Here is an 18,840-nt window from a genome sequence, read left to right on the forward strand (position 1 = left end):
ATGACCTACCTCTCCCGCGTCCGCATCAACCCCCTGCGCGCCGCCAGCCGCACCCTGCTCGCCAACCCCCGCGCCCTGCACGGCGCCGTCACAGCCGGTGTCCCCGACATCGCCCCCGGCGACCGGATCCTGTGGCGCCTCGACACCGACCACCCGCGCCGCCCCATGCTGCTGGTCCTCACCCCCTCCAAACCCGACTGGACCCACATCGTCGAACAGGCGGGCTGGCCCGACGCCGAAGGCGAGCACTACGCGGTCCGCGACTACAGCCCGCTGCTCGCCCAGCTCGCCGTCGGCCGCGAGTTCGCCTTCCGCCTCAAGGCCAGCCCCGTCCAGAACACCTCCAAGCCCGCCAAGACGAGCCCCCACCGCACCAAGACCGCCGCCGAACTCCACCACCGCTCCTACCGCATGGCCCACCGCACCGCCGCCCAGCAGCTCACCTGGTTCCTCGAACGCACCCAGCGCTGGGGCTTCACCATCCCCGAAGCCCGCACCGACAGCGCGGCACCGGGCCTCGAACCGTCGGCCCCGGACACCCCCGCAGAGGCGCAGCAGCCCGCGCGGGAGGCCCGGATCACCGACCGCAGCCGCAGCACCTTCACCAAGCCCGGCACCCGCACCCCGGTCACCCTCACCACCGCCACCTTCGAAGGCCGGCTGCGCATCACCGACCCAGGCCTCCTCCAGACCGCCCTCCTCGGCGGCATCGGCCCCTCCAAGGCCTACGGCTGCGGTCTGCTCACCCTCGCCCCGCTGTCGACCGGACACCACTGACCGATGGCCGACATCTGGTGGAAAGCCCACCCCCACGACCTGCACCGCCTCGCCGACCGCGTCTCCAGCGTCTACGTCGAGCGCAGCCACATCGACCGCGACGAGAACGCCGTCGTCGTCATCAACAAGCGCGAGACCGTCCGGGTCCCGGCCGCCATGGTCGCCGTGATGCTCCTCGGCCCGGGCACCCGCATCACCCACGGCGCCGTCAACCTGCTCGCCGACTCCGGCACCACCGTGTGCTGGGTCGGCGAGCAGGGCGTGCGGATGTACGCGGCAGGACTCGGCCCCAGCCGTGGCGCGGCCCTCCTCAACCGGCAGGCCTGGCTGGTCAGCCGCACCAAGGAACGCCTCGCCGTCGCCCGGACCATGTACCGCATGCGCTTTCCCGGCGAGGACGTCAGCGCCGCCACCATGCAGCAACTGCGCGGCCGCGAGGGCGCCCGTATCCGCAAGCTCTACCAGGCCGAGTCCCGGCGCACCGGCGTCCCCTGGAACGGCCGGGTCTACAAGGCGGGCGACGCCTACGCCGCCGGCGACGACCTCAACCGCCTCCTGTCGGCCGGCAACGCGGCCCTCTACGGGATCTGCCACGCGGTCATCACCGGCCTGGGCGCCAGCCCCGGCCTCGGCTTCGTCCACACCGGCCTGGCGACCTCGTTCGTCCTCGACATCGCGGACCTCTACAAGGCCGAATACACCATCCCCCTCGCCTTCGACCTCGCCAAGCAGGGCCACGCCGAGGAACGCGACGCCCGGCTCGGCCTGCGCGACCGCATCGCCCAGGACAAGCTGCTCGGCCGCATCGTCCACGACGTCAAGGCCCTCCTCAGCCCGGACGGCACCGACATGCCGGACCTCGAGGTCAACGAACTCTGGGACGAACGCGTCGGCACGGTCCAGGGCGGCGTCAACTGGTCCGGGACGGAAGGCACACCGACGCCCCCAGTCTCCGACCCGGGCATGGGAGACGAACACCTGGCCATCATCGGCCCGGAGTTCACCCAGAACACGGACAGCCCATGACCGTCATCATCCTCATCGCCGCCCCCGAAGGCCTGCGCGGCCACCTCACCCGCTGGATGGTCGAAGTCAACGCCGGCGTCTTCGTCGGCACCCCCAGCCGCCGCATCCGCGACCGCCTCTGGGACCTCCTCGCCACCCGCATCGGCGACGGCCAAGCCGTCCTCGTCGAACCCGCCACCAACGAACAGGGCTGGACCGTCCGCACCGCCGGCAAGGACCGCTGGAAGCCCGTCGACTTCGACGGACTGATCCTCTCAGCCCGCTCCCGCCGATAAACCCGCAGGTCACGAAGCATCGGCCCCGCACGCGCGGGGATTGCTCCCTCTTGACGTCGTCCAGGGCCGTTCGGATCGGATCGGCCCCGCACGCGCGGGGATTGCTCCGCCCCCAGCACCTCGTCCAGGGTCAGCAGGCGATCGGCCCCGCACGCGCGGGGATTGCTCCCCCGAGGGGTACGTGCAGGAGCAGGCCGGAGAATCGGCCCCGTACGCGCGGGGATTGTTCGGTCCGCAAGGCCGCCGACCCGGAGACCGGCGAATCGGCCCCGCACGCGCGGGGATTGCTCGTTCGATACCGACACCGGCTGACCAGCGACCTTATCGGCCCCGCACGCGTGGGGACGGGCTGCTTCAGGGGCGAAGTGCCCGGTGGAGGGCCTGTTTTCAGATGTGCGGTGCTCTGGGAGCATGGTGCGATGGATCATCGGCAGATAGTCAGTTCCGGCTCGCCTCTCGAACCTCAGATCGGCTTTTCCCGGGCAGTCCGCAAGGGGTCACACGTTGCAGTCGCGGGGACTGCTCCCATCGGGGACGGTGGGACGACGGTGGGGAAGGGCGATGTGTACGCCCAGACTGTCAGGTGTCTGGACATTGCGGAGGCCGCGCTGAAGGAGGCGGGGGCGTCGTTGGGGGACGTTGTGCGGACCCGTCTCATGCTCACTGATGTGACGCGCTGGAAGGAGGCCGCGCGAGCGCACGGGGAGCGGTTCGCGTCGGTCCGTCCGGTCTGCACCGTCGTTGAGGTTTCACGTTTCATCGATCCCGAATGGCTCGTTGAAGTGGAGATCGACGCCATCCTCGACTGATTCCGAAGAGCGCTGGTCGCGGCCACACGTGGGTGGCTGCGACCAGCGCTGTGGTGTTTCGTAGCGGGGGGGTGTGCCGCGCGATGCTAGGGGTGGTGGCGGCGGGTGTCGGCCAGGCCCTGCCAGCGTTCCGCGATGTCGGCGGTGCCTGCGGGGAGGTCGAACTGGTCGAGGATGCGCATGACGATGTGGTCGACGAGGTCGCCGATGCCGTTCGGGATGTCGTAGAAGGCCGGCATCGGGGGGACGATGCGTACGCCCATCCGGGAGAGCGCGAGCATGTTCTCCAGGTGGATCTCGTTGAGGGGTGTCTCCCGGGGCACAAGGACCAGCGGGCGCCGTTCTTTGAGGGTGACGTCGGCTGCGCGGGCGATGAGGTTGTCGGCCATGCCGTGCCGGACGGCCGCGAGCGTCTTCATGCTGCACGGGACGATGGCCATGCCCGCGACCGGGTAGGAGCCGGAGGAGATGGTGGCGCCGAGGTCGCCGAACTTGTGTGTAACGTCGGCGAGTTCGGCGAAGCGCCGGGCGCTGTAGGGCGTCTCCACCTCGATGGTGGAGCGGGCCCAGGTGCTCAGGACGAGGTGGGTCTCCACCTGCGGTACCTCGCGCAGGACCTGTAGCAGGCGGACGGCGATCGGGGCGCCGGTGGCGCCGGTGACTCCGATGACGAGGCGGGTGGCGGGGGGTGTGGTGGGGGGTGTGGCGGACACAATGTGCTCCTGGCGTAGGGGGGAAGGGCCGGAGGGGAGGGTGAGGGAGGGGGCGCGCCGCTGCTCCCTCACCGCCCCCGGCGGGCTACAGCGCCAGGACGCCCGCCCAGCGTTCGCGCAGTCGCTCGCGGGTGGCCTGGTCGACGCGGTTGGCCGCCGGGTACCGGTCCTTCCACGCGAACGGCTTGCACGCGTCGATGAGCACGATGCCCATCGACAGGTCGCCGGTGGCGAGTCTGTCGGGTGCGAGCCGGGGGTCGATGGCGGTGGTGGGCGCACGCAGGACCTGGATGGACTCGGTCGGGTGGACGCGGGTGAACATCGCCCACAGGACGTGGTTGATGTCGGTGATGTCGATGTCCTCGTCGACCACGACGAAGTACCGTTCCATGCCGCCGGTGCGCTTGCGCCCGGCCGCCGCCAGCAGCGCGTGCATGGCGTCCCCCGCGCCGGTCTGCTCGATGGAGACGACCATCAGGAGCTGCCGGGCGTAGGCCCACACGCCCTTGACGTTCTGCACGCCGGACGCTTCCAGGTGGTCCCAGGTCAGCGACGCCGAGTAGAGCGGAACGGCCTGGTCGCCGGCCGGGATGGTCGGCAGCATGGGCGGGGCGCCCAGGATGATCGGGTCGTCGCGGTGCAGGATCCGGGTGACCCGGACGACGGTCTCCTGGCCCGAGTGCGTGTAGTAGCCGGTCCACTCCCCGAAGGGGCCCTCCAGGACGGACTCCTCCTCGACCGGCGGCAGTTCGCCCTCGATCACGATCTCGGCGTGCGCCGGGATCGGAAGCTCGCTGCCCGGCGCGTACAGGACCTCGACGCCCTCCCCGCGCAGCCCGCCCGCCAGGTCGTACTCCGACATTCCGGACGGTGCGGCGATCGCGGCGGCGGTCGACAGGATCGGGTCCTGGCCCACCACCACGGCGATCGGGCAGGTCTGGCCGCGCGCCCAGTACTTCTCGGCGATCGCCTTGGCGTGCCGGTTGCCGAGCATCCACAGCGACAGCCGGTCGCGGCCCTGGACGCAGGCCCGGTAGGTGCCGACGTTGACCCAGCCGCTGTCGGGGTCGCGGGTGATCACCATGCAGGCGGTGCCGATGTAGCGGCCGCCGTCCCTGTCGTGCCAGCGCGGGGTGGGGAAGATCCCGAGGTCCACGTCCTCGCCGACCAGGACGTTCTCCAGGACCGGGCCGGTGGCGACCTCCACCGGGGGAACGGGCTCGATCCGCTTGCTGAGGTCCTTCCAGGCCCGCACGATGTCGAGCTTGGGGGTGTCGTGCGGCAGCCCGAGCGCCACCGCGGTGCGGGCGGGCGTCCCCATGAAGTTGGTGAACACCCGGTACCCCGTGGGGAATCCCGGAATGTTGTCGAACATCAGGGCGGGGCCTTCCCGCTCCGCCAGCAGTTCGGTGATGCCTCCGATGTCCAGGTCCCGGTCGGCGCCGTCGATCTGGAGGACTTCGTCCTTCCCGAGGGCCTCGGTCAGGTGGTCGATGTAATGCCGAAGATCACGGAATGTGCTCATCTGTCGTCGGGGAGCCGGGTGGTGTGCCCGGATCTCCCCTCCTCCTCTTCCTCGCGGGTGGCGGCCGAGCCTCGGCGCGGCCGTCACGGGGATCGCAGTTCCGCGCGGACAGGCGCCGCGTCGGCCTGCGCACCGATGATCCGGATCGGCCGCGAGCGGACGCAACGAGTCCGGACGTAGGTGCCGGATACCGCCCCGGGTAGGGTCTGGATCCGTGGAATCCCTCAATCTCCGGCTGATCCACGCCCTGCAGATCGACGGGCGCGCCCCCCTGCGCCGGATCGCCTCGGTGCTGGGCGTCTCCGAGCAGGTCGTCGCCCGCCGCTACGCCGCGCTGCGCGAGAGCGCCGGGCTGCGCGTCATCGGCCGGCTCAACCCCCGGCCCGTCGGGCAGACCGTGTGGGCGCTGCGACTGCAGTCCGCCCCCGGCGCGTCGCTCGGCCTGGCCCGGGCCCTGGCCGCGCGGGAGGACACGCGGTGGGTCCAGCTCGCCTCCGGCGCCACCGAGATCATCTGCCATCTCGTGGCGCACCGCGACCGCGCCCAGGACGCGCCGGTGCAACTGCTCGACCGGCTCCCGGGGGTCACCTCGATCACCGCGCAGCGCGTGCTGCGGCTGTTCAAGGGCGGCCCGACCACCTGGGGCGCCCTGACCTGCGCGCTGGACCAGGACCAGCGGGACGCGCTCGCCCCCGCGTTCCCGCCGCCTGCCTTCCCACCCCCGAGGCTCCCGCCTTCCGACGCCCGGCCGTCGTCGCCGTCCTGGGCGCCGTCGCTGGAGCCCACCGGGCTCACCGAGCTCAACGACCTCGACCACACGCTGCTCGCCGCGCTGGCCCGCGACGGCCGTACGACGTACGCGGCGCTGGCCGCCGAGGCCCGCTGCCACGAGTCGACGGTGCGCCGCCGGATCGCCCACCTGCGCGCGGCCGGAGCGCTCTTCTTCGTCGTGGACGTCGACGAGCGGCTACTGGGCAGCCCGACCACCACCGCCATCTGGATGTCGGTGCGGCCCTCGCACCTCGCCGCCGTCGGCGCAGCCCTGGCGGAACACCCCGAAGTCGCCTACGCCGCCGCCACCACGGGGCGGACCAACCTCCTCGCCGCCGTCCTCTGCCCCGACGACGAGTACCTGTACGACTACCTGACCGACCGTCTCGGCGCCCTCCCGGGCATCGACACGGTCGAGACCGCCCCGATCGTCCGGACCCTCAAACGCGTCGGCACCGTCGGCCGCCACCGCAACCGGCCGGCCGGCACCCGGCGCGGCTGAGGACCGTCGAGACGTCGGGCGGCTGACCGCCCGGCGAGCCGGCCAGCCGTTCAGAACGGCTTGGGCGGCCCCGATCGAACGGAGGCCGCCCAGGGCGTGATCTCCCGCATCTCCCGCATCTCCCGTTCGGACCGGGGCCCGGGGGAGGAAGGGGAGGAACTGCTACTACCCCACCACCTGGACCTCGTCGGCCTGGAGCCCCTTCTGGCCCTGGACCGCCACGAAGGTCACCTTCTGGCCCTCAACCAGGGACTTGAAGCCGCTTCCCTGGATCGCCCGGAAGTGAACGAACAGGTCCGCTCCGGACTCCGGGGTGATGAAGCCGTAGCCCTTCTCGTCGTTGAACCACTTCACCGTGCCGTTCTGCCGCTCTGCCACAGCCACTCCTGTTTTCCGAGGATCGAGGATCTACGAGACGCAACATGCCGATCATGACAGGGCTCGGGGTCTCGGCGGGGCTGTAACGCGAAGTTGGTCGGCCGCTGCGGCGAGTAGCCACCCGGACCGGTGACGGCACCACGGGTGCTGCACGCGCCGGAGTCCCGGCAACCGTCCACCGTCCATCTGCGCAGACGTGATCGGGTAGCCCGGCGGGCCGGCCTGAGTACCCGTACTCAGGTCGGCCCGGCCGTGCCGCCGGAGCATGGGGGCATGCACACAGCAGCAACACCGAGGATCGGCATCACCGCCGTCGGCTCCCACCTGCCGGCCCGCCGGCTCACCTCCCAGCAGCTCCAGGACGAGGTCACCGCCGGCGGCCGACTCGCCCTGCCGGAGCGGATGTTCGAGAAGGCGACCGGCATCCGCACCCGGCACTTCGCCGCCGACGGCGAGTACGCCTCCACCCTGGCGGTCGGCGCCGCCCGACGCGCCCTCGCCGCCCGTGCACTGCGCCCGCAGGACGTGGACCTGCTGCTGTTCGCCTCCGCCACCCGGGACGTGTGCGAGCCCGCCACCGCCCACATCGTGCAGGCCGAACTCGGCACCCGTGCACACGCGTTGGACGTCAGCAACGCCTGCAACAGCTTCCTCAACGGAATCGACCTGGCCCGCGCGATGATCCTGGCCGGCCGGGCCCGGCGTGCCCTGGTCGTCACCGGCGAGACACCCAGCCGGGCCATGCTCCGCACGCCGTCCTCCCCGGCGGAGTTCCGGGACGGCTTCGCCGGCTACACCTTCGGCGACGCCGGGGCGGCCGTCGTCGTCGAGGCCGTGGAGCGGGGCGGCATCCTCGACGTCGGGACGGAGACGGCCTCCGAGCACTGGCCGGCCGGCGGCATCCCCGGCGGCGGCTCCCGCCACCCGCGCGGCGACGAGTACAGCTACTTCCGGGGCGGCGGCAAGGAACTGCGCGGCATCTTCGAGGAGATCGGCCCCGCCGCCCTGGCCCGGCTCGCCGCCCGCACCGGCCTCGGCTGGGACGACTACGCCCGGGTGCTGGTGCACCAGGTGACGGTCCCCTACCTGGAACGCTTCGTCGAGCTGACCGGGGTGCCGGCCGGGAAGCTGGTCCTGACCGTGCCGGAACTCGGCAACGTGGCCAGTGCCACGCTGGGCGTGCAACTCGACCGAATACGCGGCACGTTGGCGCCTGGCGAGAAGGTGCTGCTGATCGGTCTCGGCGGTGGCGTCAGCCTCATGACCATGGTCTGGGAGGCTTCGTGAGGACCGACCTGTGGGTGGTGGTCCCCGCCTACCAGGAGGAGGCCCGGATCGAGGGCGTGCTGCGCGCCCTCACCGGCCAGCGCGACCGTAACTTCACCCTGCTCGTCGCCGACAACGGCTCCACCGACGGCACCGTCGCCCTGGTACGGGCCTTCGCCGCCCACGCGCCGTTCCCGGTCGAGGTGGTGGTCGAGCGGGAGAAGGGCGTCGGCTCCGCGGTGGACACCGCCTTCCGGTACGCCATCGCCCACGGCGCCACCCTGCTCGCCCGCACCGACGCCGACTGCCTGCCCGAACCGGGCTGGACGGCCGCGGCCCGCGCAGGGCTGGTCGCCTCCGGCGGGCTGGTCTGCGGCCGGGTCGCCGCCCGCCACGACGAGCACGGCCCGGCCGGGCGCGCGGTGTTCCTGGCACTGGTCGCGCTCGGCGCCTTCTTCGGCCGGATCCGGCCCGCGCACCGCCGCCGACACGGCTACCTGACCCCGTACCGGATGCACGCGGGCAACAACATGGCGATCACCGCCGAGCTCTACCTCGCCGTCGGCGGCATGCCCCGGCGGCCCTCACCCACCGACCGGGCGTTCCTCAACAGGGTCCGCCGGCACACCACGGCGGTGGTGCGCCGCCGCGACATGGTGGTGCAGAACTCCACCCGGCGCATCCGCGCGTACGGCGTGGTGGGCACCGCGCGCTGGTACCTGGAGCGCGGCGCGGGGCCGCGCGCCGTCGACGTGCGCTGACAGCCCGCGCGCCTCGCTCCTCACCGGCCCTTTCCCGACCGGACCCGCTCCGCTCCGCAGCCCGCAGCCCGCAGCCCGCAGCCCGCCACTCCGCAGCCCGCCGAAGGACCCCGCCATGCTCGACCGGCTCACCCACGCCCTGCGCACCGACCACCCCGACCGGCCCGCCGTCCTGCGCCACACCCGCCTGGGCACCGTCCGCCCGGTGATCCGCCGCGGCGAACTCGCCGACCTGGCCGACGGCTACGCCGCCGCGCTGCACGCCCACGGCCTCGGCCCCGGCGACACCGTCGGCGTCGCCGTCCGGCCCGGGCCGCGCGCACTGGCCGTCATGCTCGCCGCGCACCGGCTGGGCCTGCGCATCGCCGTCCTCGACCCGACCGCCGGGCCCGACGTGCTCGCCGCCCGGCTCACCCTGGCCAGCCCCGATCTCGTCCTCGCCGACGCCGCCGCCCAGGCCGTGGCCGGCTGGGCCGGGCCGCTCGCCCGCCGCGCCGACCTCGCCCTGCCCCGTCTCACCGCACTCGGGCCGGTCGCCACCCTGGGCCGCCGCCTGCCCGGCTGCGCGCCGCACCTGCGCCCTGCCGGCGCGACCCCGCCCGCCCGACCTGACGGCGGCCCGGAAACGGACGCGGTGATCGTCTTCACCTCCGGCACCACCGCGCGCCCGCGCGCCGTCGTCCACACCCGGGACGGGCTGGCCGCCGGGCTGCGCACCGTCGCCGACCTGGTCGACCCGCGCCCCGGGACGGTCGTCCTCGGCGGGACGTTCTTCGTCCTCGTCCCGGCCCTCGCCGCGGGCGCCGCCGTGGTGCTGCCCGCCCGCCGCCCCGCCGCGCTCGGCCGTCAACTCGCCCGCCTCGACCCCGCCCACACCTACCTCACCCCACCGCAACTGCGCGCCGCCCTCGCCGCCGGGGCCCGCTTCACCGGCCGGGTCTGGACGGGCTCGGCCCCGGCCGACGCCGCCCTGTTGCGCCGGGTCAAGCAGTCCGGCGCCCACCAGGCCTGGAGCGTCTACGCGCTCACCGAACTGTTCCCGGCCGCCGCCGTCGAGGAGGCGGACAAGAGCGCCCACGACGGGGACGGCGACCTGGTCGGAGCCCCCCTGCCCGGCGTCCGCGCCCGGATCGCCACCGGCGGTGAACTGCTGCTCACCGGCCCGGGCGCCCGCCACCGCTACCTCGGCGAGGACCCCGACCCCTGGGTGCGCACCGGCGACCGCGCCGCGCTCACCCCCGACGGACGGATCGTCCTCGCCGGCCGCCTCAAGGACATGGTGCTGCGCCGCGCCGAGAACATCTACCCCGGCCTGTACGAACCGGCGCTGCACCTGCCGGGCGTCGAACTCGCCGTCCTGGTCGGCGTTCCGGCCGGGGACGGCGACGAGCGGCTGGTCGCCCTCGTCCAGCCGGCGCCGGGCACCGACCCGCGGCGCCTGCGCGAGGCCCTGCGCCGACCGCTCGACCGGATGGCAGCGGCCCGGCCGGACGCCGTCCTGTTCGGCGAGGTCCCGCTCGCGGGCCGCTCCCGCAAGCCCGACCGGGCGGCGGCCGCCGCGCACTGCGCACGGGAGCTGGACCGGTGACCGACCCCGTGCCCGCACCGACGCCCGCATCGGTGCCCCCGCCGCCGCCCCCACCCGCCGCCGCCCGCCGGGCCCGCCGCCGGGACCGCCGCGTCTACCTGCGCAGCCACCCCCTGCTCTTCGCCCTGCTCGCCGCCACCCGCCGCCGCCCGGTGGTCCGGCTCGGCCGCACCGTGCTGGTGCACGGCACCGAGGCCTACCGCGAAGCGCTCACCCGGGTCCCGCTGGACCGCACCGCACCCGGCACCACCGGCGGCGCAGCGGCCGAACTCACCGTCGGCGGACTGCTGTTCGACCAGGACGGCGCCGAACACCGAAGCGCCCGCCGCGCCCTGGCCGGCGGCCTCGACACCGCCGCACAGCAACGGATCCGCCCGCACTGGCAGGCCGTGCTCGCGACGCGGATCCCGGACCTTGCCGCCGGCGAGCTCGAACTCGTCTCACTGGCGCGCGAGTTGGCCGGTGTCACGGCCGCCGCCCTGACCGGCGCGCAGTCCTGCCCGCACCGCCTCGCCCACGCCGCGGCCGAAGCCGCCGCCCACGCGGCCCGCGACCACCTCCCCGGCCCCCGCCGCCGCGGCCCGGACGCGGTCGCCGCCACGGTCGCCGCCGCGGCCCGGCTCGCCGCCCTGCTGCCCGATGCGCCCGACGCGCCCGACGCGCGTGACGCCATGGTGGCCGTCGCCGCCGTGAACACCACCGTCGCCGCACTGCCCCGGGCCGTCGCCTGGTGCTCCGACGCCGGGCTCTGGCCGACCGTGAGCGAGACGACCGCACCCCGCCTCGCCGCCGAACTCCTGCGCCTGACCGCCCCGTCCCCGCTGCTGCCCCGGGTCGCCGCCGCCGACACCACCCTCGCCGGGCACCCCGTACGGGCCGGTGACCGGCTGGTCCTGGTCGCCCGGCACGCCGCCCGGGCCCACCGCCGCGGCCCGGCCGACGATCCCGCCGCCACCCAGGCCGTCTTCGGCGCCGGCCCGCACGCCTGCCCCGGAGCCGGACTGGCCCGCGCCCTGCTCGCCGACCTCCTCCTGGCGCTCGCCCCCCACCACCCGGTCGTCACCCGCGCCCGGGTCGACCGCCGCAGCGCCCTGCCCGGCTACGCCGAACTCACCGTCCGACGGGGAAGATCCTGATGCACCTCGCCATCACCGGCGCCACCGGCTTCTGCGGCGCCCACCTCGCCCGCACCGCCGCCGCCCTGGGCCTCGAAGTCTCCTGCCACGGCCGCCGCCCCGGCCCGGTCGGCCGCCACCGCCCCTGGGACGCAGACGAGGGCGAGCCCGACTTCACCGGCGCCGACCTCGTCGTCCACTGCGCCGCCGCCGTCGCCGACCTGCCCCCGGGCGATCCCGCCGAAGCCCACCAGCACGCCGTCAACGTCACCGGCACCGAACGCGTCCTGCGCGCGGCCGGCGACCGCACCCTCGTCCACGTGAGCAGCGCCAGCGTCTACGACCCGCGCACCACCGCCCGCACCGCCCCCGCCGCCCCCGCCGCCGCCGTCACCGAGGACCACCCCACCGCCGCCGGCCACCTCAACGCCTACGGCCGCACCAAGGCCGCCGCCGAACGCCTCGCCCTCGCGGTCGGCGCCGTCGTCCTGCGCCCCCGCGCCGTCTACGGCCCCGGCGACCCCCACCTCGTCCCCCAACTGCTCGCCCGCGCCCGGCACGGCCTGCTCCCGCTGCCCGGCCGCGACATCCCGCTCAGCCTCACCGCCGTCGCCAACCTCACCGACGCCTGCCTGTCCGCCCTCGGCCTCACCGGCACCCCGCCCTGGCCGCCCGGCGCCTACAACATCGCCGACGCCACCCCCTACCGCCGCGACGACGCCCTGCGCCACGTCCTCACCGCCCACCGCGTCCCCGCCCGCATCGCCCACCTCCCCGCACCCCTCGCCCGCCTCGCCGCCCGCACCACCCGCATCCCCGGACTCACCCCCTACACCGTCGACCTCCTCACCCGCAGCGTGGTCCTCGACCTCACCCGCGCCCGCGCCCAGGGCTGGACCCCCACCCACACCCTCACCGACTACCACCCCTGACACCCGGCCGGGCCCGGTTGCCGCGACCGTGTCCATCCGACCCGCCGAGCCGTACCTCGCAGACCCTCTCCGCGCCAACGACTGGTCAGGTCAGCTCGACGAATCGGTGGACGCGGAAGCACGTGAGGTGGTCGGGCTCGATGCTCGCCGAGTCCACCCGGTGGCGGCCGGTGCCGAGATCGAGAACGGTGCTGTCCGCGAGCGTCCCGACCTCGGTGCCGAAGTAGGCGGCGTCGAACATGACGAGCTCGCTCGTGGTTCTCAGCACGGGTCCCTTCTCCCGCGACGGCCACAGCAGCGGACCGCCCACGGAGCTCGCCGCCACGTCCGGTCGCCCCGGTCGCGGATGGAGTCGGGTGGTGGTTTCTCGGTAGGCCGTCAGTTCCAGCAAGGGCGCCTCGACATCGGTGCTGTCGAAGCCGTGAGCACAACGGCTGTTCCGACAGACCGATGTCCGGACCTACCGACCTTGTTGCAGCACCTCGGCGCGTCGGCCTTCGCCGAGCTCCGGCCGGCCGGACTCACCGGGGGAGAGGGCCAGGGCGTCCTGGCGCGGAGCCGGTCAGGGGCGGGAGACACGGCCCCGTCGGGGGAGACGGTCGATGAGGAGGATCGCGCTTCGGGCCGTCAGGTAGCCGAAGGCGGACGGGATGAGGAGCTGAGGCAGCATCGCCGCGACCGACGCGTGGCCGCCGAGGAGTACGGGGGTGAGTACGGGCGGCGCCGCCAGGACGGTCGCGGCCAGGGCCGCGTTCCCGGCCGTCCGGGCGGTGAAGGCCAGGGCGGCACCGGTGGCGAGCGGGGCCCATGTGCCGAAGCCGGAGGTGAGGATCCGCTCGGCGGACTCGCCGGTGATCGTGGCGCCGATGCCCAGGGCCGTGACCGTGGCGGCGACCAGCCAGAGCCCGGCACCGGTCCTGCGGGTCCGGTCCGGCGGGGCGACCAGCAGGACGAGGGTGTTGAGCATGATCAGCCCGAACCCCCGGGGGCCGAGGCCGAGTTCGGCCGCGGTGCGGAAGTCGAGGTCGAGCAGCCCGAAGCGGCACATGGCGTAGAACAGCGGTGCCAGTACCAGCGACATCAGGGCCAGGGCCCGTGCGGCCGACCAGCGGCCGGCCACGACCGCGCAGGCCGTCAGCACAGCGGGGACGAGCAGCGACATCGCCGCCAGGAGCGCGCCTCCCACCGGGACTCCGGCGGGGAAGCCGGGGGACTCGGGGCTGATGGCGAGCCGCAGGTTCCGCCACAGGTAGGTCGCCGCGTACGTTCCGGCCAGCATCGCGGCGAGCGGCGCCGCGGTGGCGAACGCCCGGCCCGGCGGCCGGTGGGAGACCATCCCCAGCCGGAGCCGGGCCCCGTGCCCGGCGACGTCGGCCACCTCGCGCAGCCCCGCCGCGGAGCCGGAGCGGGCGATCCGGTGCTGGGCGAGGTCGGCGACCTCCGCGAGTGCACCGGCGCCGTAGGAAGCCGGGTACAGCCGGAGGGCCCGTTGCAGCAGGCGCGTGTTCAAGGGGTGCTTCGAGGTCATGCCGTGCCTCCTGCGGGACGGGTCCAGGTCTGCGTCAGGCGCCGGTCGGCCTCGCGCAGTGCGGAGCGGAGGCGTTCGGCCTCGTTCCTGAGCGACTGTTCACCGTCCGGGGTGAGGGCGAACACGCGCCGGGGGCGCCCGTCCACCGTCTCCTCGCGCTCGACGCGGATCAGCCCCTCGGCCAGGAGTCGGTCGAGGGTGCCGTACAGGCTGCCGGCGCCGAGCCGTACCCGGCCTTCGGAGATCGCGGCGACCTCGTCGCCGAGCGCGTAGCCGTGCCGGGGCCGGTCGGCCAGCGCGGTGAGGAGCAGGAAGGTCGGCTCCTGCATGGAGCGTTTGTTCTTCACGTTCCCCACCATAGTACGGTGACCGTAGTGTCTGGCAAGGCCCCTGTGAAACGGACCCGGGCTCACCAGGAGCTGCTGGAGCCGGTGGTGACGGCGTCGTCGACGGCGGGTGGCGGTGACGTTCGCCGAGCAAGGGGGTCGGCACTCCACGCGACGGAAATCCCGTGGCTGCTGTGGTCCACGAGGAGGAGGATCGCCCGCAGGCATGCCCACCCTCACCCCGGAGATCCCGTGTACGAGACCGAACGCCTGACCCTGCGCCAGTGGCGGCCCGCCGACCGCGACCGTGCGCTGGACATCTACTCCCGCTGGGAGGTCGCCCGGTGGCTGGGCGCGGAGCCGAAGGTGCTGGCGGACGAGGGGGCCGCGGAGGCGCTGATCGGGCGCTTCCGGGAACGGTCGGTGAACCCGCCGTTCGGGTGCTGGGCCGTGGAGCGGCGGGACACGGCAGTGCTGGTAGGCACGGTGCTGCTGGCGCCGATTCCGGACGGGGACGGCGCGGTGGAGGTGGGGTGGCACTTCCATCCCGACAGCTGGGGGAGCGGTTTCGCCACTGAGGCGGCCCAGGCTCTGGTGGCGGCCGGGTTCGCGAGCGGGCTGGCGGAGGTCCACGCGGTCGTTCGGCCGGGCAACGATCCTTCGATGGCGGTCTGCCGCCGGTTGGGGATGGCCGGGCGCGGACTGACTGACCGCTACTACGGGACCGAGATGGAGCAGTTCACCCTTTCGCGGCCTTCAGGATGACGAACGTCGGATCCACAAGGACCACCTGATCAGCGACGGCGGCGGCATCCCGTTCCGTGTGATCATCACCGCGGTCGACGTCAACGTCGTCACCCGGAGCCTCGCCCCGGCCGACGACGCCCCACCCGTCGCCGACCGGATCGGCCACCCCGCAAGCGGCCCCGACGTCCCGGTCCCTGCAAGGCTCCGGGCATCACCGAAGGCGCTGAGGCGGCTATGCCGCGCGGTGCAGTGCGTCCTTGTGCGCCGCCGCAAGCGCCTGCCCCGAGGTGGTGGCGAGGTCCGGCACGACACCCACGACTCGCTGGGGGAAGACGTACCCGGCCGTGATCCGGTCCAGGGCCAGGCCGATGATCTCCGTGTTGGTAGGCATGGTCACGGCCTCCACTCTTCGGCGAGGAGCCCGAGGACGGCCTCGTCCGCGAACTCGCCGCACACCCAGGCGGAGCGGCGGAGCGTTCCCTCCAGGGTGAAGCCGGCCCTGCGGGCGGCCGCGATCATCGGAGTGTTGTCGGCGAGGGTCTCCAGTTGCAGCCGGTGCAAACCGCGTACCGCGAAGCCGTACTGGCAGAGCACCCTGACCACATCCGTGCCCAGGCCCCGGCCGCGCAGGCCCGGGCGCAGGGCGATCCCGAGGTGGGCGGTGCGGTTGTGGGTGTCGATGCCCCAGAGCACGGCCTCCCCGGCCAACTCCCCCGAGGCCAGCTCCAGTACGGAGAAGCAGGCCGCTTCCTCCGAGGGCGGGGTCAGCGCGTAGGGGGACTCTGCCGCGCCCGGCGAGATGGGCCGCCAGGGGCGGGAGTCGGCCCGGGATCGGACGGCGACGTCGTCGTACAGTTCGGTCTGCAGAACGGCTACGTCGCTCTCGTGGCGTGCGCGGAGGGCGATCTTGAGTCCTTGTATCATGTCACATTGTTATCAGGGCCGTGTCGGCCGCTCAACCGAATTGGACCCTCTCCGGCGCGTTGCACCGTCGCCGTCATCGGGAGTGCCGGAGAGGGGAGTTCGACCGGAGTCAGAGTGGCGGCAGGCGGCGGGCCAGGAGCTCCGCGCCGGTTCCGTTCAGGGTGCTGAACAGGACCGTCGTGCCGAGGGCGTCCACGCTGGGGGCGGTGGAGGCGCCGGGGCGCTGGCTGCCGTCGGCCGCCGTGCTGACGCGTTCGGTCCGGCCGGTCCACAGGTCGCGGCGGAAGACGTCCGCGACGCCGTTGGTGTCGCCGGGGACGAGGGCGGCGGAGTCGGAGGCGAAGTAGACCCAGCGGTCGTCGGCGGTCATGACGGCGGGCTGGGAGTCGACGGCGGAGACCGTGGTCACCGTGCCCGTGCGCAGGTCGCGGGCGTAGAGGCGGACTTGGACGACGTCCTGCTCGCGCTCGAAGACGCGGAAGAGGGCGTAGCGGCCGTCGGGGCTGAGGCGTCCGGCCTTGGCGGCGTCGCGCAGGGTGCCGGCGGCGTCGATGCTGGCGCCCTGGATCCGGCCGGTGCGCGCGTCGTAGGTGTAGAGCGGGAAGAGCTGCCGCGCGGGCGGGGGCTTGGTGGCGGCCGTGGCCGTGGCCGTGGCCGTTGTGGCCGTCGTGGGCGCGGTCGGCAGCAGGTTGGTCGCCTTGGAGCGGAAGGCGACGGTCTGGCCGTCGGCGCTGAGTGAGGGCTCGACCGAGCCGCCGTCGGCGGCGGCGCCGTCGCGGCCGGTGCTGACCAGGCGGGTGGTGCCGGTCCGACGGTCCGTCAGGTGGATGTTCTGGACGCCGGGCTGGGTGCCGGGGGTGAGGTCGGAGCGGTCCGAGGTGTACGCGACGTACCGGCCGTCGGCGCTGATCGCCGGGTCGAGCGAGTTGCCGGCGCCGGTGCCCGCGGTGAGCGGTTCGGTGCGGCCGGTCCAGCGGTCGCGGACGTAGACGTCGAACCGGCCGCCGCCGTGCTGCCCCGGGACGACGTCGGCGGCGTTCGTGCTGAAGGCCACGTACCGGCCGTCGGCGCTGATCGCCGCCTGGTTGGTGGAGCCGTCGAGCTGGCCGCCGTCGTCGGCCACGCTCACCCGCTCGGTGTGCCCGGTCCACAGGTCGCGGACGAACACGTCGTACAGACGGTTGGTGTCGCCGGGCACCAGGTTGGCGGCCAGCGAGGTGAAGAGGGCGTAGCGGCCGTCGGCGCTCAGGCCGAGCGGCTCCGACCAGTCGTCGGCCGGGGTGCCGTCGGGGGCGACGTTCACCGTGACGGTGCCCTCCGGGAGCGGCGCGGCCTGGGCCTGGGCCTGGGCCTGGACCTGGGCCGTGGTGGCGGCCAGGAGTGCGGCTGCCAGCACGCTGCCGGCCCGTACCGCCCACCGGCCGCGGGTCCTCGCGTTCGTCCGTTCCACCTGAACCGTCCTCCCCTTGCCTCGGGCCGTACCGCCTCCCGCCCCCGCCGGCCGGCTCGGGCCGAGCCAACCGCCCGGCCGTACCGGCGGTCAACGGGGCCGGACCGGTCATGGACACGATTTCGCCAACTCCCCTCCACCTCCCGACCACGGCGAATGCCGGTCCGGCCGGACCCGGTGGGCATGCCACCTGCGGGATCCGGGAGTTCGGGAATGACCGTTGACGAACCCTTTGCCGGAACGCGCTGGACGTGGCGGCCACGGTCCCGCACATCCGCGACCTCCAGCGGGACGTCCCCGCCGGCGGCCTGGATTCGTTCACGTGAAGTGGCAGCGTCCGGGCGGCTGTTGGGCGGATCAGGCTCCCCTGGAACCGATGATCCGGGGAACCGCAGAACCGCAGAACCGGAGAACCGGAGAACCGGGGAACCGGGGAACCGGGAGGCGCCCTACCGGCGGACCGCCGAGACCAGTCCGCCGGGCTGCTCCTCGCGCTGCGCCGGGGTGCTGACCGGGCGGCCGTAGGCGGCGGCGCGCTCGCGCAGGGTGTGGCTGTCGGCCTCCCAGCCGTGCCCGGCCAGCCAGCGCACCGGGTCGTCGGGCATCTCCGAGACCCACATGGACGCCGCCGAGCCGGGCACCGCGTCCGCGCCGAAGCGCTCGATCACGCCGCGCGAGCCCAACGTCAGCCCCATCCGACTGCCTGCCGCCGACTGCGCGCTGATCCGGGCCAGCAGCAGCTCCACCGCGTCCTCGGGCAGATAGATCAGCAGTCCTTCGGCGATCCACACGGTCGGCGCGGCCGGGTCGTGCCCTGCGGCGGCCAGCGCGGCCGGCCAGTCCTCCCGCAGATCCGCCGCGACGGTGATCCGCTCGCAGCGTGCGACGGCCCGCTCCTGGCGCAGTACCGAGGCCTTGAAGTCCAGTGGCGCGGCGGTGTCGACCTCGAACAGCCGGGTGCCCTCGGGCCAGTCCATCCGGAAGGCGCGGCTGTCCATGCCGGCGCCGAGCAGCACGACCTGCCGGACCCCGGACGCGGAGGCCTGCCGCAACAGGTCGTCGAGGAACTTCGTCCTGATGACGATGGAGAACGACACGGCCAGTCGGCGGCGGCGCGCGGACTCGTCAGCGGGTGGCGGCGAGGAGGGCCACAGGCCGCCGGCGGTGGCGAAGGCCTGTGCCAGTGGGTCGCGGAACAACGCGTCCACCCGCGCGGTCTCCAGCGCCCGCACCCTGGCCACCCCCACCGCCGTGGCCCACACTCCCGACGGCTGCACCCGCTCCTGCTCATCAGTCACCGCGCCAGCCTAGATGATCGATCCCGAGGGGCCTGATGAGGGGAGCCGGGTTCACGCGCGGCCGGTCGCGCATGCGCGCACTGACCGCCGACCTTGAGTCGCTTCGGTCGCTGACGAGTCGCTGCACCG

The 18,840-nt window shown here is 73.9% G+C and carries 22 protein-coding genes and 1 CRISPR repeat array; of the genes, 11 read left to right on the forward strand and 11 right to left on the reverse strand.

Going from position 1 to position 18,840, the window contains the following annotated elements; translation table 11 throughout:
• The 4 genes from cas6e (at nt 1) to ACIOGZ_RS24540 (ending at nt 2,887) form a co-directional block, all read left to right on the forward strand.
• The gene (gene cas6e / locus ACIOGZ_RS24525; protein ID WP_400987275.1) at nt 1–777 is read left to right on the forward strand and encodes a type I-E CRISPR-associated protein Cas6/Cse3/CasE; all 777 of its coding nucleotides are present in this window, start codon (nt 1–3) and stop codon (nt 775–777) included.
• Nucleotides 778–780: 3 nt separating this feature from the next.
• Nucleotides 781–1,803 carry a type I-E CRISPR-associated endonuclease Cas1e gene (gene cas1e, locus ACIOGZ_RS24530; RefSeq protein ID WP_363629968.1) on the forward strand — a complete coding sequence of 341 codons (1,023 nt, stop codon included), beginning with the start codon at nt 781–783 and terminating at the stop codon, nt 1,801–1,803.
• On the forward strand, nt 1,800–2,078 hold the full coding sequence (gene cas2e, locus ACIOGZ_RS24535; RefSeq protein ID WP_331744407.1) for a type I-E CRISPR-associated endoribonuclease Cas2e: 279 nt from the start codon (nt 1,800–1,802) through the stop codon (nt 2,076–2,078). Before cas1e ends, cas2e begins: the two co-directional genes overlap by 4 nt.
• A gap of 18 nt (nt 2,079–2,096) precedes the next feature.
• Nucleotides 2,097–2,426: a CRISPR direct-repeat array (repeat unit 28 nt; unit sequence ATCGGCCCCGCACGCGCGGGGATTGCTC).
• Nucleotides 2,427–2,497: 71 nt separating this feature from the next.
• Entirely contained in the window at nt 2,498–2,887 is a 390-nt protein-coding gene (locus ACIOGZ_RS24540; RefSeq protein WP_363378571.1) for a RidA family protein, read from the forward strand.
• Between the two features lie 86 nt (nt 2,888–2,973).
• Here ACIOGZ_RS24540 and ACIOGZ_RS24545 read toward each other — a convergent pair whose 3' ends face one another.
• Entirely contained in the window at nt 2,974–3,600 is a 627-nt protein-coding gene (locus tag ACIOGZ_RS24545) for a UbiX family flavin prenyltransferase (protein ID WP_400808409.1), read from the reverse strand.
• A gap of 85 nt (nt 3,601–3,685) precedes the next feature.
• On the reverse strand, nt 3,686–5,125 hold the full coding sequence (locus ACIOGZ_RS24550; RefSeq protein WP_363583365.1) for a UbiD family decarboxylase: 1,440 nt from the start codon (nt 5,123–5,125) through the stop codon (nt 3,686–3,688).
• Nucleotides 5,126–5,339: 214 nt separating this feature from the next.
• Here ACIOGZ_RS24550 and ACIOGZ_RS24555 point away from each other — a divergent pair, with 214 nt between their 5' ends.
• Entirely contained in the window at nt 5,340–6,398 is a 1,059-nt protein-coding gene (locus tag ACIOGZ_RS24555) for an Lrp/AsnC family transcriptional regulator (protein WP_400808406.1), read from the forward strand.
• Between the two features lie 165 nt (nt 6,399–6,563).
• Here ACIOGZ_RS24555 and ACIOGZ_RS24560 read toward each other — a convergent pair whose 3' ends face one another.
• A complete protein-coding gene (locus ACIOGZ_RS24560; protein WP_363583369.1) occupies nt 6,564–6,776 on the reverse strand; it encodes a cold-shock protein in 213 nt (70 codons plus the stop codon).
• Nucleotides 6,777–7,049: 273 nt separating this feature from the next.
• Between ACIOGZ_RS24560 and ACIOGZ_RS24565 the strand changes: the two genes are divergently transcribed.
• From ACIOGZ_RS24565 to ACIOGZ_RS24585, 5 genes are all read left to right on the forward strand, one after another.
• Nucleotides 7,050–8,063, forward strand: a complete 1,014-nt coding sequence (locus tag ACIOGZ_RS24565; RefSeq protein WP_400987278.1) for a 3-oxoacyl-ACP synthase III family protein — start codon at nt 7,050–7,052, stop codon at nt 8,061–8,063.
• Nucleotides 8,060–8,803: a glycosyltransferase gene (locus ACIOGZ_RS24570; protein WP_363583373.1), complete on the forward strand. Its 744-nt coding sequence runs from the start codon at nt 8,060–8,062 to the stop codon at nt 8,801–8,803. Before ACIOGZ_RS24565 ends, ACIOGZ_RS24570 begins: the two co-directional genes overlap by 4 nt.
• A 115-nt stretch (nt 8,804–8,918) precedes the next feature.
• Nucleotides 8,919–10,391 carry a class I adenylate-forming enzyme family protein gene (locus tag ACIOGZ_RS24575; RefSeq protein ID WP_363629978.1) on the forward strand — a complete coding sequence of 491 codons (1,473 nt, stop codon included), beginning with the start codon at nt 8,919–8,921 and terminating at the stop codon, nt 10,389–10,391.
• Nucleotides 10,388–11,527, forward strand: a complete 1,140-nt coding sequence (locus ACIOGZ_RS24580) for a cytochrome P450 (protein ID WP_400987280.1) — start codon at nt 10,388–10,390, stop codon at nt 11,525–11,527. Before ACIOGZ_RS24575 ends, ACIOGZ_RS24580 begins: the two co-directional genes overlap by 4 nt.
• On the forward strand, nt 11,527–12,438 hold the full coding sequence (locus ACIOGZ_RS24585; RefSeq protein ID WP_400987282.1) for an NAD-dependent epimerase/dehydratase family protein: 912 nt from the start codon (nt 11,527–11,529) through the stop codon (nt 12,436–12,438). Before ACIOGZ_RS24580 ends, ACIOGZ_RS24585 begins: the two co-directional genes overlap by 1 nt.
• Nucleotides 12,439–12,523: 85 nt before the next feature.
• Here the strand turns inward: ACIOGZ_RS24585 and ACIOGZ_RS24590 are convergent, their stop codons facing one another.
• From ACIOGZ_RS24590 to ACIOGZ_RS24600, 3 genes are all read right to left on the reverse strand, one after another.
• Nucleotides 12,524–12,706, reverse strand: a complete 183-nt coding sequence (locus ACIOGZ_RS24590; RefSeq protein WP_363629982.1) for a hypothetical protein — start codon at nt 12,704–12,706, stop codon at nt 12,524–12,526.
• Nucleotides 12,707–13,000: 294 nt separating this feature from the next.
• Nucleotides 13,001–13,966: a hypothetical protein gene (locus tag ACIOGZ_RS24595; protein WP_400987284.1), complete on the reverse strand. Its 966-nt coding sequence runs from the start codon at nt 13,964–13,966 to the stop codon at nt 13,001–13,003.
• Complete coding sequence (locus ACIOGZ_RS24600) at nt 13,963–14,295, reverse strand: PadR family transcriptional regulator (RefSeq protein ID WP_079136622.1); 333 nt, start codon at nt 14,293–14,295, stop codon at nt 13,963–13,965. The genes ACIOGZ_RS24595 and ACIOGZ_RS24600 overlap by 4 nt, the downstream gene beginning before the upstream one ends.
• A 249-nt stretch (nt 14,296–14,544) precedes the next feature.
• On the opposite strand from ACIOGZ_RS24600, the gene ACIOGZ_RS24605 reads away from it, so the two are divergent.
• Nucleotides 14,545–15,057: a GNAT family N-acetyltransferase gene (locus tag ACIOGZ_RS24605; RefSeq protein ID WP_363629986.1), complete on the forward strand. Its 513-nt coding sequence runs from the start codon at nt 14,545–14,547 to the stop codon at nt 15,055–15,057.
• Here ACIOGZ_RS24605 and ACIOGZ_RS24610 read toward each other — a convergent pair.
• From ACIOGZ_RS24610 to ACIOGZ_RS24630, 5 genes are all read right to left on the reverse strand, one after another.
• Nucleotides 15,032–15,205 carry a hypothetical protein gene (locus tag ACIOGZ_RS24610; RefSeq protein WP_400987286.1) on the reverse strand — a complete coding sequence of 58 codons (174 nt, stop codon included), beginning with the start codon at nt 15,203–15,205 and terminating at the stop codon, nt 15,032–15,034. The two genes, ACIOGZ_RS24605 and ACIOGZ_RS24610, sit on opposite strands and share 26 nt — an antisense overlap.
• A gap of 66 nt (nt 15,206–15,271) precedes the next feature.
• Nucleotides 15,272–15,430 carry a hypothetical protein gene (locus tag ACIOGZ_RS24615; protein WP_363583385.1) on the reverse strand — a complete coding sequence of 53 codons (159 nt, stop codon included), beginning with the start codon at nt 15,428–15,430 and terminating at the stop codon, nt 15,272–15,274.
• Nucleotides 15,431–15,432: 2 nt separating this feature from the next.
• Complete coding sequence (locus tag ACIOGZ_RS24620) at nt 15,433–15,963, reverse strand: GNAT family N-acetyltransferase (RefSeq protein ID WP_400808386.1); 531 nt, start codon at nt 15,961–15,963, stop codon at nt 15,433–15,435.
• A gap of 109 nt (nt 15,964–16,072) precedes the next feature.
• Entirely contained in the window at nt 16,073–17,413 is a 1,341-nt protein-coding gene (locus ACIOGZ_RS24625) for a hypothetical protein (protein WP_400987288.1), read from the reverse strand.
• Between the two features lie 449 nt (nt 17,414–17,862).
• Nucleotides 17,863–18,711 (reverse strand): class I SAM-dependent methyltransferase, encoded by an 849-nt coding sequence (locus ACIOGZ_RS24630; protein WP_363629992.1) that lies wholly within the window; start codon nt 18,709–18,711, stop codon nt 17,863–17,865.
• Nucleotides 18,712–18,840: the final 129 nt, after the last annotated feature.

It is taken from the genome of Kitasatospora sp. NPDC088160, from assembly GCF_044741445.1.
In the GTDB taxonomy this organism is placed as follows: domain Bacteria; phylum Actinomycetota; class Actinomycetes; order Streptomycetales; family Streptomycetaceae; genus Kitasatospora.